Genomic DNA, 15,115 nt, shown 5'->3' with positions numbered 1-15,115 from the left:
CGAGGACCGCCCCATGATGACCACGGATGTCGACGCCGCCGACCTGCTGCCCGCCGCACGCCGACTGCTGGACGCCGGCCACCGCCTCGCCCTGGTCGCCGCGCACCACGACCCGGACGGCGCCTTCCGCGCGGTCTACCTGTTCCTCGGCCCCGGTGACTCCCGTTCCGAGCTGACCGTGCACCTCGACGGCCGGCGCCCTCAGGTGCCCAGCCTGGCGGAAGTGTCGTTCCCCGCCGGGCGGTTCGAGCGCGAGATGCACGACCTTTTCGGCATCCGCCCGGTCGGGCATCCGCTGCCGCGCCGCCTGGTCCGCCACTACCACTGGCCGCGCAGATGGCATCCCATGCGCCGCGACGCCGGGCCGGCACCGGAGTTCGGGGAGCCTGAAGGGCCGTACCCGTTCCTGGAGGTCGCCGGCCCCGGCGTCTACGAGATCCCGGTCGGGCCGGTGCACGCCGGACTCATCGAGCCCGGGCACTTCCGCTTCTCCGTCGTCGGCGAGACGATCCTCACGCTCAAAGCCCGCCTGTGGTTCGTCCACAAAGGCATCGAGAAGCTCTTCGAAGGCCACCGGCCCGAGGACAAGCTCGCTCTCGCCGAGCGGATCAGCGGCGACACAGCGGTCGGGCATGCCCTGGCCTACTGCCGGGCTGTCGAGGACGCGCTCGGCATCCAGGTGCCCGCGCAGGCCGAAGCGATCCGGTCGGTCCTGCTCGAGCTGGAGCGGCTGTACAACCACATCGGCGACATCGGCGCACTGTGCAACGACGTCGGCCACGGCATCCTCAACCAGCACGCCGGCCGCATTCGCGAGCAACTGCTCCGGCTGAACGCCGAGACCACCGGTCATCGACTGCTGCGCGGCGGCGTCGTCGTCGGCGGCGCTCGGATCCTCACCCTCCCCGACGCCGACCGGCTGACGTCATTGGCCGATGACGTCGCCGAGGTCGTCCGTCTCGCCCTGAGCCACACCGTGGTCCGCGACCGGTTCACCGACACCGGCGTCCTCACCCTCGACCAAGCCCGCGACCTCGGCACCCTCGGCTACGTCGCCCGCGCCGCCGGCCTTGCCACCGACGCCCGCCACGACCACCCGGGCCCTGTTCCGGCCCCGCCGACAGCGCTGCGGACGGAAGGCGACGTCATGGCCCGCTTCGGCATCCGTGCCGAGGAATACCAGACCTCGACCGCCTCCATCAAAGAGCTGACCGGCACGCTCGACGGCCCCGCCCGGCAGCCCGGTAGCGCTCCGGCCCCCCGCAGCGGGTCCGGGATCGGCATCACCGAGGGCTGGCGCGGCACCATCGTCCACCGCGTCGAGATCGACCGCGACGGACGCCTCACCCGCGTCAAGGTCGTCGACCCGTCCTTCTTCAACTGGCCGGCGCTGCCGGTCGCGCTGCGCGGCGCGATCGTCCCGGACTTCCCGCTGGTCAACAAGAGCTTCAACCAGTCCTATGCGGGCAACGACTTGTAGACCGGCCAGCCTCGCCGACGCCGGCGGCCCGGCGGCCCGGCAGCCCGTCGGCGAGCCTGAAGCAGGCCGACGATTCGGCCGGCCGGGATCGCCGCAGAACAGCAGCGTCAGGCTTTGCGGACCACGCTGGACTTGAGCTGCATCGCGCCGAAGCCGTCGATCTTGCAGTCGATGTCGTGCCCGTCCGGGCCGCCGGGGTTCAGCCGGATGCCGCGAACCTTCGTACCCGCCTTGATCCCGGTCGGGTGGCCCTTGACCTTGAGCGCTTTGACCACGGTGACGTCGTCGCCGTCAGCCAGCACGTTGCCGACCGAGTCCCGGATGGCACCGTCGGGCACCGCGCCCGCGTCCCCGACCTCACCGGCGCCGGCCGCCCACTCGTGGCCGCACTCGGGGCAAACCAGCAGGGCACCCATCTCATAGGCATGGACGCTGGAGCATTCGGGGCACTGCGGCAGGGTCTCGTTCACCTGCGTGATCCTACCCGAGCGCACATGGCGAATTGATGATTCCTTCAATTGGATGCATGATGGTCGTCGCAGGTTCCGGGTCCGCCTCCCGACGGCTGTTTGAGGGTGCCAGGTGCCGGTGCCTGGCGGCCGGTCGCGCCTGTCGGGGGCGCGGTCGGCGTTGCCGACGCCCCGAGCGAGCAGGGATGAGAGTTGGTCGTGACGGTGACACAGGAGAATGCCGAGGCACTGGCCGCCCGGATCGTGCGGGCGCGGGCACGCTTGGCTGAAGCCGCTGCGACCGCGGACCTGCGGGGCATCGCCGCGTCGCTGGATGATCTGGAGCACGCTTACGGCCAGGCCCGCGAACTCGGTGTCGAGATCGCGCGGCCGAGCACGGACAGAGAAGAGACGCGACCGTGAAACCGATGACCGTACCCCTGTATCAGGCCAAGGCGGAGTTCTTCCGCATGCTCGGGCATCCGGTGCGCATCCGGGTTCTGGAGTTGCTGTCCGACGGGCCGATGCCGGTGCGCGAGCTGCTGGCGCAGATCGAGGTCGAGCGGTCCAATCTGTCCCAGCAGTTGGCGGTGCTGCGCCGCTCCGGCATCGTCGCCTCCGTGCGCGACGGCGACACCGTCGTCTATTCTCTGGCCGGCCCCGACGTCGTGGAACTGCTGCGCGCCGCCCGCCGCATCCTCACCGAGCTGATCACCGGCCAGCAGGACCTGCTGGCCGAACTGCGCGAAGCCGACGCGATGCCGAGCACCACCGAGTGACCACGAACGCCCTCGCCCACGCCGCCGTGGGCCGCCTCAGATCCGTCTTGCCCACTGCCGAAACCCTCGGCACGATGCGCCGCTCCCCGCGCCGCGACCTGGTGTCCGGTCTGACTGTCGCGGTCGTCGCGCTGCCGCTGGCCCTCGGGTTCGGCATCACCTCCGGCGCCGGGGCCCGGGCCGGGCTGGTCACCGCGATAGTGGCCGGCGCCCTCGCCGCGATCTTCGGCGGCTCGAACGTCCAGGTCAGCGGCCCCACCGGGGCGATGACCGTGGTCCTGGTGCCGATCGTCCACTCGTACGGCGTCGACGGCGTCATGACCGTCGGCCTGATGGCCGGGATCATCCTGGTGCTGCTGGCCCTGCTGCGCGCCGGCCGTGCCATGTCCTACGTCCCGGTGCCGGTGATCGAGGGGTTCACCCTCGGCATCGCCGCCGTGATCGGTCTCCAGCAGATCCCCGGCGCACTCGGGATCAAGACACCCTCCGGCGACAACCCGGCCGTGGTCGCCGCCAAGGCGGTCGGGGACTTCGCGAAGCACCCGCACGGGACTTCGATCGCGGTCGCCCTGGCGGTCGCCGCGCTCATGCTGGCCGGCGCCCGGTTGCGACCCGCGATCCCGTTCTCGCTGCTGGCTGTGGCCGCCGCGACCGCCGCGGTGTGGGGGCTGGGCCTGGCCACGGCGACCATCGGACACCTGCCCTCGGGCCTGTCCGCGCCGTCGGCCTCGTTCTTCGAGGCGTCCCATGTCAGCTCACTGCTGCCCTCAGCCCTGGCGGTGGCCGCTCTGGCCGCGCTGGAGTCGCTGATGTCGGCCTCGGCCGCCGACGCGATGAGCGTCTCCGAGCGGCACGACTCGGACCGCGAACTGTTCGGCCAGGGCCTGGCCAACATCGCCGCACCGCTGTTCGGCGGCGTGGCGGCGACCGGGGCGATCGCCCGCACCGCGGTCAACGTGCGCACCGGTGCCGTATCCCGGCTGTCCTCGCTGATACACGCCGCGGTGATCGCTGGAATCGTGTTCGCGGCGGCGCCGCTGGTCTCGCACATCCCACGCGCCGCCCTGGCCGGCGTGCTCATCGCCACCGCGATCCGCATGGTGGAAGTCGGCTCCATCAAGGCTCTGGCCAAGGCCGGCCGCGGCGAGGCCGCGATACTTTTCCTGACCGCGGCGGTCACCCTGGCGTCGACTCTGGTCAACGCGGTGATCGTGGGGATGATCGTGGCCGCGGTGGTCGCAGTGACCAAAGTGTCGAAGGCCGCGCGGCTGGAACAGGTGCCGCTGCACGCCGACCTGCCCCCGGCCGACCACCACGCCGAAGAGCAGGCGCTGCTCGGCGAGCACATCATCGCCTACCGCATCGACGGCCCGCTGCTCTTCGCCGCCGCCCACCGCTTCCTGCTGGAACTCACCGAGACCGCCGACGTGCGCGTGGTGATCCTGCGGATGTCGCGGGTCAGCGTCATCGACTCCTCAGGTGCCCGGGTCCTGGCCGACGCCATCGACAAGCTCACCAGGCGCGGCGTGCTGGTGCTCGTCTCCGGTGTCCGTCCCGAACACCACCGTCCGCTGGACGCCCTGGGCACCCTGGACGCCCTGCGCGAGGCGGGGCACGTGTTCACCACCACCCCACAAGCCATCGAGTTCGCTCACACCCGCCTGTCCGGGGCCGGGATCATTCCCGGACAGCGCGCCGACAGGCACGCCCAGGTGTGCTGATGAGCATCGACTTCGCACAGGTCCGTCTCGCGCCGCTGCTCCGCGCCGAAGCTCTGTATCTGCTCGGCGACATCAGCATCGGCTTCGTGATCTGCGCGAGGGGAGGGATGACAGCTCGCCAGGCCGGCTTCCACGCGCTCGAGCGTGGCGAGCTTGTCATCCTGACCGTCATGACCGCCGAACTGGAAGCGCTGATGGACAACGGCCTGCCGATCACCTACCTCGCCGAATCCGTCGACGAGACGACCGGCAAAGGCTGGTACGCCACCTTCACCGGTCCGGCCGAAGTCATCATCGACCCGCTGCTGCGACGGCACTACCAGAAGATCGTGCCCGGCTTCGAAGCCGGGCCGGGCACCCGCGTACTGCGGCTGCGCCCACAGCTCATCGACGGCCACCGCTTCCAGCGGCTGGCTGCCGGCCCATGACAGCTCGACCAGCAAGGAGGACGTGATGGGACGAGGCAGAGCGAAGGCCAAAGCGACAAAGGTCGCCCGCGAGCTCAAGTACACGAGCCCCGGAGGCGACCTCGCGCGGTTGCAAGCCGAACTGAGGGCGGCACGTGGCACCGAGGACCCCGCCTACCCTCCGGGCGCGCAGCAGGACGAAGACCTCGACGACCAGTAACGGGACACCCTCATCGGTTGCCGCGGGGCATCCTCGACCGACCAGCAAGGAAACCGACACCGTGCAGCTGCAGTGGCATTACGAGTCCCGCCCCGACCTGGGCATCCTGGCCCTGGCCGGAAGCCTCGGCGCCAAAGGCGCGCCCCGGCTGCACGGTGCGACCGGCTGGGCCCTCTACCACGGCGCCGGCCCACTGATCATGGACTTGGCCGCCGTGACCGAATGGACCACTCTCGGACAGGGCGAGATCATCCGCACCGCCCTGCGGCTGAGCGAAGCCGGGCGGACCCTGGAGATCGCCGCCGCTCCCGGCCCGGTTCCGGCTTTCATCTCCACCAGCGGCCAGCCCGCCATCACCGTCCATGCCGATCTGGCCGCCGCCCTGGCCGCACACGGAGCGCCGGCCGAGCCGACCGGAGAGTTCCGGGAGTGGCGAAGCGGAGGCTGGCCGCATCCGAACACCCGGTTCTGACAGCATCCTGTGATGGGCCGAGCGGTCGGCGGGGAGGCCGTGATGGACAAGCTGCTCATCATGGCGGTGGCACAGCCCCGCTGCGTCCTGGGCGACATCGCCGCCGTCCGCGCTTAAGTCATGCTCGGACACGCCTCCCGCACATGCTGCTGATGCACCCGCAGTTCCACGGTCTGATCGATGAACGCGTACTCCGACCCGGCAAGGCCAAGGGTTCTCGCAACCAAGTCCGGCAGCCGCGACACGGCGTGGTCACGGTACCCGGAGGTCCCGATCTGGATCAGCTGATATCAGGGCCATTCGGCCCTACCGTCGCATGGCGCTCCGCCCGGACGATCATTGCGGGGCATCGTGGTCCCTGAAACACGAGAGGCGAGAGTGGCACATGGTGGAACAACGGGCCAGCGTCCCCGAGCTGGCACAGCGGGAGCCCGCCGTCCTGCGCATCACCCAGGCCGTCGCCGGATACGACGTCCCCACCGACGGGCTCCGCATCCGGCTGTCCGACACCGGCGGACGCATCGTGGCCCAGGCCAACGCGCGCGCGGCCCGGCGCCCGATCCGCGTGCAGGTCGCCGCGGCCACCCTCGACCAGGCGGCCGACGACCTCGCCGAACGGCTGGGCCGCCGGATCCTGGAAGCCGCCGCCTGCTGGTCGGCGCGCCCCTGGCCGGATAGCGACGACGCCTCCGTCCCCTCCCGCCTGCCACCCGGCGAGCGTGCGATCAACCTCGGGCTCCTGGCCCGAATCAAGATCGTTCCGCTGGTGGCGTGCCCGCCGGAGGTCGCAGCGGCCGTCATGGACCTGATGGACTACCCAGCCCACCTGTTCATCGACGCCGACACCGGCCTGGACGCGATGGTGCACCGCTCCGGGCCGACCGGCTACCGCCTGACCCGTCTGCGCCCGGCCCCGCCACCGCCCGCGAATGCCATCCCGCTGACCGTCGACCCGCGACCGGCTCCCGCCCTGGAGCCGGAACAGGCCATGGCCCGCCTGGACGACACCGGCCTGGGACACCTGTTCTTCACCGACCCGGACAGCGGCCGCGGACAACTGCTCTACCGCCGCTTCGACACTCGTTACACACTCGTCAAGGACGCGGGATGACTTCGACCACTTCACCCGAGCTACCCGAAGAATCGGCCCCCACGGCGCCTCGGTCGATGGCCGAACTGGACCGCGACGAAGCCCTCGCCCTGCTCGGCAGCGTGAACATGGGCCGGATCGTGTTCACCCGCAACGCCCTGCCCGCGATCCGCCCGGTCAACCACGCCCTCGTCGACGGCCACCTCGTCATCCGCACCCACGAAAGTGCCGCTCTGACCCACGCCGTCGACGGCTCCGGAACCGTCGTCGCCTATGAAGCCGACATGATCGACCAGGAGACCCATCTGGGCTGGTCGGTCGTGGTCACCGGGTTCGCCCGCCTGGTGACCGACCCAGACCAGCTTGCCCGCTACGAGAAGCTTGTCGCCCCCTGGGTCGGCCGCGCTATGGAACACGCCGTCTTGATACGCCTCGACATGGTCAACGGCTTCCGCATGACCGACGCCGACGAAGGCCGTTCGAAGCGCACGGCGAAGCCGGAAGAAGGTCGCGCACCTGGTCGCCGCGTGGGTGCCGATTAGTTCATCCATGCAGGTCGGGCTGCGTACTCGTGCTGCCGAGGCGGCGTCCCGGTCGCGGCCGGCGGCGACGGTCGTGACGAGCGCCGCGTGCGCCGGAGTGAACGCCCGGCCGCCGACGCCGACCACCATCCGATCATGGACCGGCTGACTCTGTGGCGGGCCCCTGAGCGCGGCGTCCACCTGCGACTGCATGTCTCGCCGGGGACCAACGAGCTGATTCCGCACGACCACAAGTACTCGTTCACCACCGGCTGGGCCAGCTGCTCGACATACCGGTCACCCACCTCGACACGGTCCGCCGGCGCGCCGGCCGGCGGAAGATCGAGAAGACCGAGTGGGAAACCCGGCACACCGCACTGACCGAGGCCCCGGACTCGATCATCGACGGCGACTCCTCCAGCACCCTGCACGAGCGGCACGCCGAGGTCGCCCGCGCAGCGGCTGAGTTCGTGCCGAGCTCTTGACGGCAGCCTCGGAGTGATGCAATATCACACATCACACGCCGCGCCCGTTCCACTCTCCGGCGAGAAGTGCCTGGTCACGAGCCGGCTCCCGGCTCGCCGTAGGCATGTCTCGGCTGATCTCCTCGCTTCACAGCAGACCCCGCAATGCAGTGCCTCGTTCGCAATGCCTCGCACAGGAGCTCCCCTCGTGAAGACACACCCCACCACCCCCGCCGCCTCACCCCTCGCCGTCCGAACCCCGTCTCATGCCGCAACGCTGGCCGCGATCCTCACGGCGGTCGCCGTGTCCACGACCGGTTGCGGCGGTCTGCTCGACAGCAGCAGCAAGGGAGGCAGCAGCAAGGGCCCGATCATCCTGGGCATGGACATCCCCCTTTCGGGCAGCAGCGCCGACATCGGCCCTTACATGCGCAACGGTGCGCAGCTCGCGGTGGACGAGATCAACGCCTCCGGCGGCGTTCTCGGCCGGAAGCTGCAGCTCCAGACGGAAGATGACGCCTGCGACCCGAAGACCGCAGTCGCCGCGGCCAACAAGCTTGTCGCGGCCGGCGCGAGCGTCTCCGTGGGCGGCTACTGCTCGGGGGCGACCCTGCCCACACTGCCGATCTTCGACAAGCAGAAGATCCCCATGGTCATTCCAGCCGCCAACTCCAACCAGCTCGTCGCCCAGCACCTGAAGCACGTCTTCCTGATCAACGGCACCGGCAAGCAACAGGCCGCCGCCGCCGTCGCCTGGTTGGCCAAGGACGGGGCGAAGAGTGTCGCCGTCATGGACGACAACACCAGCTACTCCAAGGACATCGCCGACCTCACCTATGCCCAGCTGGGTACGGCGGGCGCCCCGAGCAAGGCCACCGAAGAGGCCGTCAACCCGGGCGAGAGCGACTACAGCCCCAATGTCACCAGTGTCCTGAAGTCGAACCCTGACTACATCTACTGGACCGGCTACTACCAAGAAGGCGGTCTGCTCATCCGCCAGTTCCGTCAGGCCGGCTACAAGGGGAAGTTCCTTGTCGCCGACGGCTCGGTCGACCGGAAACTGGTCGAGATCGCGGGTGGCTCCGGCGGCGAGGGCGTCTACGCCACCATGACGCAGACGCCGCAGACCACTCCGGGCGCCGAGAACTGGATCGCCTCGTACAAGCAGAAGTTCGGCGCCGAACCCGGCCCCTACTCCACCCAGTCCTACGACGCCGTCCGAGTCGCCGCCGAGGCCATCAAGGCGGCGGGCAGCACCGACGGGGACAAGGTCACCGCCTCGCTCGAGGGCCTGAACGGCTTCCAGACCTTCGCCGGTCCGCTGAAGTTCACCTCTGACCACACGCTGAGCAACGGCGGCTTCGTGATACTCACCGTCAAGAACGGCGATTTCGCCCTGCAGGACTCCCTCAACTAGGCCGGGAGTCCGCATGGCACAGCTCATCTGGAACGGGTTGTTCGTCGGCTCGTTCTACGCCCTGGTCGCCCTCGGCTACAGCATGGTCTACGGGATCATCAAGCTGCTCAACTTCGCCCACGGCGATCTCTACATGCTCGGAGCGTTCGCCGGGTACGCGATGCTCAGCACACTGGGAGGAGCCGTCCCCGGCGGGTCGCTGATCGCACTGTTCCTCGTGCTCGCGCTGACGATGCTGGCGACCGGTTTGAGCGGCGTGGTGCTGGAGCGAGTGGCCTATCGGCCGCTGCGCGGAGCGCCGCGGCTGTCGCTGCTGATCACCGCGGTGGGCGCGTCGTTCGCGCTGGAATACGGCGTGAGACTGGCCGCGGGCCCCGACCCGCGGGTCTATCCGGTTCGTCTCGACGGGACCAGCATGTCGGTGCTCGGCGTGCGGGCCACTGTTCAGCAACTCGTCCTCATGGCTGTGGCCGCCGGGCTGATGCTGGCGCTGAACGCCATGGTGATGCACAGCCGCCAGGGCCGGGCGATGCGGGCCATCGCCCTCGATCCGAAGGCGTGCCTGCTCATGGGCATCGACGTCGATGCGGTCGTCTCCCGCACCTTCTTCATCGGGTCGGCCCTGGCGGGGGCCGCCGGGGTCATGTCCGGCGCCTACTACGGGAAGATCGACTTCCTGATGGGCTTCATCATCGGCCTCAAGGCGTTCACCGCGGCCGTCATCGGCGGGATCGGCAACATGAAGGGCACCATGCTCGGCGGCCTGGTCCTCGGTCTGCTGGAGTCCTTCAGCACCGACTGGTTCGGAGGCCAATGGCGGGACGTGTTCGCTTTCGGATTCCTCATCCTGTTCCTGACCGTGCGGCCGACGGGCCTGCTCGGCGAGCGTGTAACGGAGCGAGTGTGATGGCGGCCCTCCAGAAGCCACGAGTCGTTGCACGACTGCTGCAGAGTCGAAGGATCGGCTGGAGCGGCCTGGCCGTCGGCCTGCTCGCCCCGTTCGTGACCGCCACTCCGTACGCGCTGAACGTGATGACCAGCGCGGCCGTCTTCGTGATGCTCACAGTCGGCCTGAACATCGTCGTCGGCTACTGCGGACTGCTCGACCTCGGCTTCGCCGCCTTCCTCGCCGTCGGCGCGTACGTCGGCGGAGTACTCGCGACACGGCTGGAGATCCCGCTCGTGGCCACCGTGCCGGCCGTCATCTTGGCGACCGTGGTGGCCGGAGTGGTGATCGGAGGCCCGACGCTGCGGCTGCGCAGCGACTATCTGGCGATCGTGACCCTCGGCTTCGGCGAGATCATCCGGATCGTCGCGAACAACCTGGACATCACCGGCGGCCCCTCGGGCATCTACGGCATCCCCGGTCTGTTCGGCGACACCTTGTCCGACCCGGTCGTCTTCTACTACACCGTGCTGGCGATCGTCTCGCTCGCGGTGCTGTTCTCGGCCCGACTCGGCACCTCCCGGATCGGCCGTGCCTGGCGGTTCGTCCGCGAGGACGAGGACGCGGCCGAGGCCAGCGGGATCAACACGTACCGGGTCAAGCTGGCCGCCTACGTCGCGGGAGCCGTCTGGGGTGGACTGTCGGGCGTGTTGTTCGCCGCCCAGCTGTCGGCGATCTCCCCGGCCAGCTTCACCTTCCTCCAGTCCGCCCTCGTCCTGATGGCGGTCGTGCTCGGCGGTATGGGCTCCACCCGTGGCGTGGTGGTCGGCGCAGTCGTCATCAGCCTGCTGCCGGAGGTGCTGCGGGATCTGGCCGACTACCGCTTCTTCGTCTTCGGCGTGCTCCTCATCGTCATGATGCTGCTCCGTCCGCAGGGTCTGTGGCCGCATCGCTCGCGCGAACCCGACGACACGGTGGCACGGAGTTCGGGCGATGTCCGCGACCTGCCGGCGAAGGCGGAAGCATGATTCTCGAGGTCAAGGATCTGCAGCTGGACTTCGGCGGTGTCCGGGCCGTCGACGGCCTCGGCTTCTCGGTCGGCGAGAGCGAGATCGTGTCGGTGATCGGCCCCAACGGTGCGGGCAAGACCTCGGCTTTCAACTGCGCAAGCGGGTTCTACAAGCCGACCGCCGGCTCCATCCGGCTGGCGGGTGAGCAGGTGGCGGGTCTACGCCCGTCGGCGATCGCCGCCCGAGGGCTGGCTCGGACCTTCCAGAATCTGCGCTTGTTCGGCGATTTGTCAGTGCTGGACAACGTGCGGGCGGGTACTCATCTGTGGCTGAGGCAGAGTGCCCTGGACGCCTTGCTGCACACCCCCCGCTACCGGCGCAGCGAGCGGGAGAGCAGCGATGAGGCCCACAAATGGCTGGACTTCGTCGGGCTCCGCGGGGATCGCGCAGGGCTCGCGCGCCACCTGCCGTATGGCGAACAACGCCGGGTGGAGATAGCCCGTGCCCTGGCCCGGCGACCGAAGCTGCTGCTCCTGGACGAGCCGGCGGCCGGGCTCAACCGCGGCGAGAAGACCGAACTGCTCGCCCTGATCCGCCGGATCCGGGACCTGGGCGTGGCCATCGCGCTCATCGAACACGACATGAGCCTGGTCATGGAGGTGTCCGAACGGGTGATCGTGCTGAACTTCGGCAAGGAGATCGCGGACGGCACGCCGGAGGACGTCCGGCGCGACCCCGCCGTCATCGAGGCCTATCTCGGCAGGGACGCCGCCGACGCCGAAATACACGCGGCGCGTACCGAACTCGCCGGGGAGGGGGCCCAGCATGCTTGAGATCCGCGGACTGGACGTCAAGTACGGAGGGGTGCACGCGTTGCGCGGGCTCGATCTCACGGTGGGTGAGGGGGAGATCGTCGCCCTGCTCGGCAACAACGGAGCCGGCAAGACCACCACGCTGTCAGCGGTGTCCGGACTGGTGAGACCCACCGGGGGCCGGATCGTGTGCAGGAGCCAGGACATCACGAGGATGGCCCCGCCGAAGATCGTCGCCGCCGGAGTGGTGCACGTCCCCGAGGGACGGCGCGTCTTCAGCACCTTGACCGTGCACGAGAACCTGCTCATCGGCGGATATCTGGTCCGTGACGGTGCCGAACTCGCGCGTCGGATCGACGGGATCTACGAACTGCTGCCGCGGCTGGACGAACGGCGGGCGCAGCAGGGCGGGACGCTCTCCGGCGGCGAGCAGCAGATGCTCGCGATCGCTCGGGCCCTGGTCGCCCGCCCCGATCTGCTCATGCTGGACGAACCCTCGATGGGCCTGGCACCGATCATGGTCGCCGCGGTGATGGAGGTGATCAGGGACATCAACCGCGGCGGCACGGCGGTGCTGCTCGTCGAACAGAACGCCACGGCCGCGCTGAAGATCGCCCACCGGGGATATGTGATCGAGAACGGGGAGAAGACGCTGGAAGGCACGGCGGCCGAGCTGTCGATCGACACCCGCGTCGTCGAGGCCTACCTGGGCGGGGCCGCGTGAGCCGCGCCGGAGCGCGCGTCGCGCGGAGCCGCCCGGCTCCGGCGCGGCGCGGCTGTGACGCCCCGACTCGGGTGAACCGGAATCGACCGACGTGATCACCCCCGGCTGGTTCGCAACGGTGCCACGCGGGCGTCTCGGGCGAGTTCCTCGCGCAGCCGAGTGGCGGCCTGTTCTGGTGGGACCGGATTGACGGCGATGCCGGTACCGAGCTCGAACCCGGCGGGGGCCACCAGGCGGGGCACGAGTCGCAGGTGCCAGGCGAAGTAGGCGGTGCTCTCCTCTCCGTTGGGCGCGTTGATCAGGACGTAGTTGTAGGGCACGTCGCCGAGCAGGGAACGGAGGGCAGCCAGCAGTCGGCGCAGGATCGCGGCGGTCTCGTCGAGGACATCGTCGGTTATGTCGGCGAATGACGCCTGGTGCTGAAAGGGCAGGATCCAGGTTTCGAACGGGGCGGTGGCGGCGTAGGGGGCCAGGGCTGCGACGTGGTCGCCGACGGCCACGACCCGTCTGCCATCGGCGAGTTCGGCGTTGGTGAGGTCGGTGTACAGGCAGCTTCCGTGGTCGTCGTAGTGGGCGCGGGCGACGTCGAAGAGCCGCCGCTGGCGCAGCGGCACGACCGGGGTGGCGACGATCTGGGAGTGAGGATGAGGGAGGGAGGTTCCGGCTGCCGCGCCGTGGTTGCGGAAGGGCAGGACGAGCCCCGGCCGGCGTGCACGCAGGACGAGGGTGCGGGCGCGGTAGGCGCGCAGCACGTCCGCGACCGCTTCATCGTCGCCGTCGGCCAGGTCCCAGTCGTGGTCGGGGGATTCGACGACGACCTCGTGGCCGCCGACCCCGTCGACCGAGATGTACGCACCTGTGGTGCGGTGCTGCGCGGGCTGGTCGCTGGGAGCCAGGACGGGATAGCGGTTGGGGACGACGCGCACCTTCCAAGGACGTGTCGGGTCGGTGGGCCACCGCCATAGTTCACCCGGGGTCTGCTGCTCGCGGCCGGGGCAGAAGGGGCAGTCCGGGTCGGCGGCGAGCGCGGTGTGGCGGGGGCGGTCGGCACGGTCGGGGGCGATGACCACCCAGGAACGGGTGAAGGGGTCACGCCGCAGTTCAGGCATGGCGATCTCCCCGGCTCAGCCGGTTCGGGCGACCGCGCGCAGGAACAGCTCCGGTTCGGCGGCGAACTGCCGGACGCAGGATGGCGAGCAGAAATAGAACGTTCGATCACCGTGGTGGAACAGGTGGGCACCGGAGGCGTCGATGCGCATGCCGCATACGGGGTCGCGAACCTCGCCACCGGTACCCGATCCGGAGGTCAGCGCGATGGGGGCGGCGGGCTGCTGACCCAACAGGCTGGCGATCAGGCGCAATTCGTCACTGATCAGACGGGGCAGCAGGAAGCGCTCCCGGACCAGTTCGGTACCGGCGGCGGCGAGCCGATCGCCGGCCTCGGGGTCGGCCAGCAGGCCCAGCACGGCCTCGGCGCACTCGTCGATGGAGTCGACCAGATATCCACCGGTGCCGTCCGGCAGTTGCAGGGGGATCCCCCCGGCCCGCCCGGCGACCACGGGGGTGCCCTTCCACACGGCTTCCGAGACGACCAGGCCGAAGCCCTCCCGCAAGGATTTCTGGATGACGACGTCGGCATGGCGCTGGAAGGCGTTGACCTCGATGTTGCCCGCGCCCGTGAGGTTGGTGAACAAGGAGATGTCGGGGTCGTCAGCGGCCGCGGAGGTGATCTGACGGTGGACCTTCCAGCCCTGGGGGTCGTCCAGAGCCATCGAACCGACCAAAGCCAACTGCACAGCGGGAACGCGTTGTTTGACGGTCCGGTAGGCGGCGATGACGCCGAGCGGGTCCTTCCAGGGATCGAACCGGGAAACCTGGACGAGCAGCGGCCGGGCGGTGTCCACGCCGATCCACTCGAGCACGCTGGTGGCGAGGCCGTCGTCGATGGGCATGTTCTTCGGGCTGAGCGGGTCGATCGCAGGCGGGATGATCTCGATCCGGTTTATCGGGGCATCGGGCGGGGCGAAACTGCCGAGGGTGAAGACAGCGGCGTCGAAGTCGTCGAGCAGCGGCCGAAGCCGCTGCCACACCTGGGGGTTGGCCTGTGAGCTGTCGACATGGCAGCGCCACACCCAGACCGAATCTCCACGACCGCGGATATGCGGCAGGGCGAGTGGCTGCGGGTCGTGGACGACCACGACGTCGTAGGATTCCTCGAGTTGAGCGGCGACCGCGTTCGAGGTGGCCTCATAGGCTTGCCACTCCTCCTTGGTCACGCCACGAGGGTCGCCCTGGAGCGCGTTGTGGATGGTTTTGGTGATCGCGAAGAAGGCATCCCCTGCTGCGATCGTCTTCCAGTCGGCCACCACTCCCAGGTCGCGGAGGACGGGCACCTCGGAGCGGAGGATCTCCGCCACTCCGCCTCCGTAGCCGGTGGCGTTGACGTGCAGGACCCGCACGCCGCTCAACGGCGCGGCCGTCGCCCGCAATTCCTCGATAACCGCGCTTCCCATGAACTGGCTGTAGGAGTCCAGGCTGCGACTGCCGACGTCTACGCTCTGCAGCATCGTCCTTCACCTCACGAAGATCTCCCCCTCACCATCCTTACCCCTATCCCCGCTCCAGGTAGGGCTCATCGGCACCTGGCATAGGGCCGTTCGGCC

At 69.4% G+C, this 15,115-nt stretch carries 17 protein-coding genes; 14 read left to right on the top strand and 3 right to left on the bottom strand.

Translation table 11 applies throughout. The features are described 5' to 3' along the window. Window positions 1-13: 13 nt before the first annotated feature. Window positions 14-1,480: a hydrogenase large subunit gene (locus ABD466_RS11475; RefSeq protein WP_344656962.1), complete on the top strand. Its 1,467-nt coding sequence runs from the start codon at window positions 14-16 to the stop codon at window positions 1,478-1,480. A 107-nt stretch (window positions 1,481-1,587) separates the two neighbouring features. Here ABD466_RS11475 and ABD466_RS11470 read toward each other — a convergent pair whose 3' ends face one another. Beyond that, entirely contained in the window at window positions 1,588-1,950 is a 363-nt protein-coding gene (locus tag ABD466_RS11470) for a zinc ribbon domain-containing protein YjdM (protein ID WP_344656961.1), read from the bottom strand. A 198-nt stretch (window positions 1,951-2,148) separates the two neighbouring features. On the opposite strand from ABD466_RS11470, the gene ABD466_RS11465 reads away from it, so the two are divergent. From ABD466_RS11465 to ABD466_RS11405, 13 genes are all read left to right on the top strand, one after another. Continuing rightward, window positions 2,149-2,352 (top strand): hypothetical protein, encoded by a 204-nt coding sequence (locus ABD466_RS11465; RefSeq protein ID WP_344656960.1) that lies wholly within the window; start codon window positions 2,149-2,151, stop codon window positions 2,350-2,352. Between the two features lie 5 nt (window positions 2,353-2,357). Beyond that, window positions 2,358-2,708 (top strand): ArsR/SmtB family transcription factor, encoded by a 351-nt coding sequence (locus ABD466_RS11460; RefSeq protein WP_344656959.1) that lies wholly within the window; start codon window positions 2,358-2,360, stop codon window positions 2,706-2,708. A 74-nt stretch (window positions 2,709-2,782) separates the two neighbouring features. Further along, window positions 2,783-4,429: a SulP family inorganic anion transporter gene (locus ABD466_RS11455; RefSeq protein ID WP_344657021.1), complete on the top strand. Its 1,647-nt coding sequence runs from the start codon at window positions 2,783-2,785 to the stop codon at window positions 4,427-4,429. Beyond that, window positions 4,429-4,857 (top strand): hypothetical protein, encoded by a 429-nt coding sequence (locus ABD466_RS11450; protein WP_344656958.1) that lies wholly within the window; start codon window positions 4,429-4,431, stop codon window positions 4,855-4,857. The genes ABD466_RS11455 and ABD466_RS11450 overlap by 1 nt, the downstream gene beginning before the upstream one ends. Before the next feature lie 25 nt (window positions 4,858-4,882). Next, on the top strand, window positions 4,883-5,056 hold the full coding sequence (locus ABD466_RS11445; protein WP_344656957.1) for a DUF3073 domain-containing protein: 174 nt from the start codon (window positions 4,883-4,885) through the stop codon (window positions 5,054-5,056). 61 nt (window positions 5,057-5,117) lie between these two features. Then, window positions 5,118-5,528 (top strand): STAS domain-containing protein, encoded by a 411-nt coding sequence (locus ABD466_RS11440; protein WP_344656956.1) that lies wholly within the window; start codon window positions 5,118-5,120, stop codon window positions 5,526-5,528. 385 nt (window positions 5,529-5,913) lie between these two features. After that, window positions 5,914-6,639 (top strand): sigma 54 modulation/S30EA ribosomal C-terminal domain-containing protein, encoded by a 726-nt coding sequence (locus ABD466_RS11435; protein WP_344656955.1) that lies wholly within the window; start codon window positions 5,914-5,916, stop codon window positions 6,637-6,639. Further along, entirely contained in the window at window positions 6,636-7,160 is a 525-nt protein-coding gene (locus ABD466_RS11430) for a pyridoxamine 5'-phosphate oxidase family protein (protein WP_425558621.1), read from the top strand. The genes ABD466_RS11435 and ABD466_RS11430 overlap by 4 nt, the downstream gene beginning before the upstream one ends. 651 nt (window positions 7,161-7,811) lie before the next feature. Next, window positions 7,812-9,020 carry a branched-chain amino acid ABC transporter substrate-binding protein gene (locus ABD466_RS11425; protein WP_344656953.1) on the top strand — a complete coding sequence of 403 codons (1,209 nt, stop codon included), beginning with the start codon at window positions 7,812-7,814 and terminating at the stop codon, window positions 9,018-9,020. A gap of 13 nt (window positions 9,021-9,033) precedes the next feature. Then, the gene (locus ABD466_RS11420) at window positions 9,034-9,927 is read left to right on the top strand and encodes a branched-chain amino acid ABC transporter permease (RefSeq protein ID WP_344656952.1); all 894 of its coding nucleotides are present in this window, start codon (window positions 9,034-9,036) and stop codon (window positions 9,925-9,927) included. Beyond that, window positions 9,927-10,934: a branched-chain amino acid ABC transporter permease gene (locus ABD466_RS11415; RefSeq protein WP_344656951.1), complete on the top strand. Its 1,008-nt coding sequence runs from the start codon at window positions 9,927-9,929 to the stop codon at window positions 10,932-10,934. The genes ABD466_RS11420 and ABD466_RS11415 overlap by 1 nt, the downstream gene beginning before the upstream one ends. After that, entirely contained in the window at window positions 10,931-11,749 is an 819-nt protein-coding gene (locus ABD466_RS11410; protein ID WP_344656950.1) for an ABC transporter ATP-binding protein, read from the top strand. Before ABD466_RS11415 ends, ABD466_RS11410 begins: the two co-directional genes overlap by 4 nt. Further along, on the top strand, window positions 11,742-12,452 hold the full coding sequence (locus ABD466_RS11405; protein WP_344656949.1) for an ABC transporter ATP-binding protein: 711 nt from the start codon (window positions 11,742-11,744) through the stop codon (window positions 12,450-12,452). Before ABD466_RS11410 ends, ABD466_RS11405 begins: the two co-directional genes overlap by 8 nt. Before the next feature lie 95 nt (window positions 12,453-12,547). Here the strand turns inward: ABD466_RS11405 and galT are convergent, their stop codons facing one another. Further along, on the bottom strand, window positions 12,548-13,561 hold the full coding sequence (galT, locus tag ABD466_RS11400) for a galactose-1-phosphate uridylyltransferase (RefSeq protein ID WP_344656948.1): 1,014 nt from the start codon (window positions 13,559-13,561) through the stop codon (window positions 12,548-12,550). A gap of 15 nt (window positions 13,562-13,576) precedes the next feature. Further along, the gene (locus ABD466_RS11395) at window positions 13,577-15,019 is read right to left on the bottom strand and encodes a glycosyltransferase (RefSeq protein ID WP_344656947.1); all 1,443 of its coding nucleotides are present in this window, start codon (window positions 15,017-15,019) and stop codon (window positions 13,577-13,579) included. Between the last annotated feature and the right edge of the window lie 96 nt (window positions 15,020-15,115).

Source organism: Catenulispora subtropica (genome assembly GCF_039531675.1).
Classification (GTDB): Bacteria; Actinomycetota; Actinomycetes; order Streptomycetales; family Catenulisporaceae; genus Catenulispora; species Catenulispora subtropica.
The sequence above is the reverse complement of the archived record's forward strand: the minus strand, read 5'-3'. Positions and strand labels throughout refer to the sequence as shown.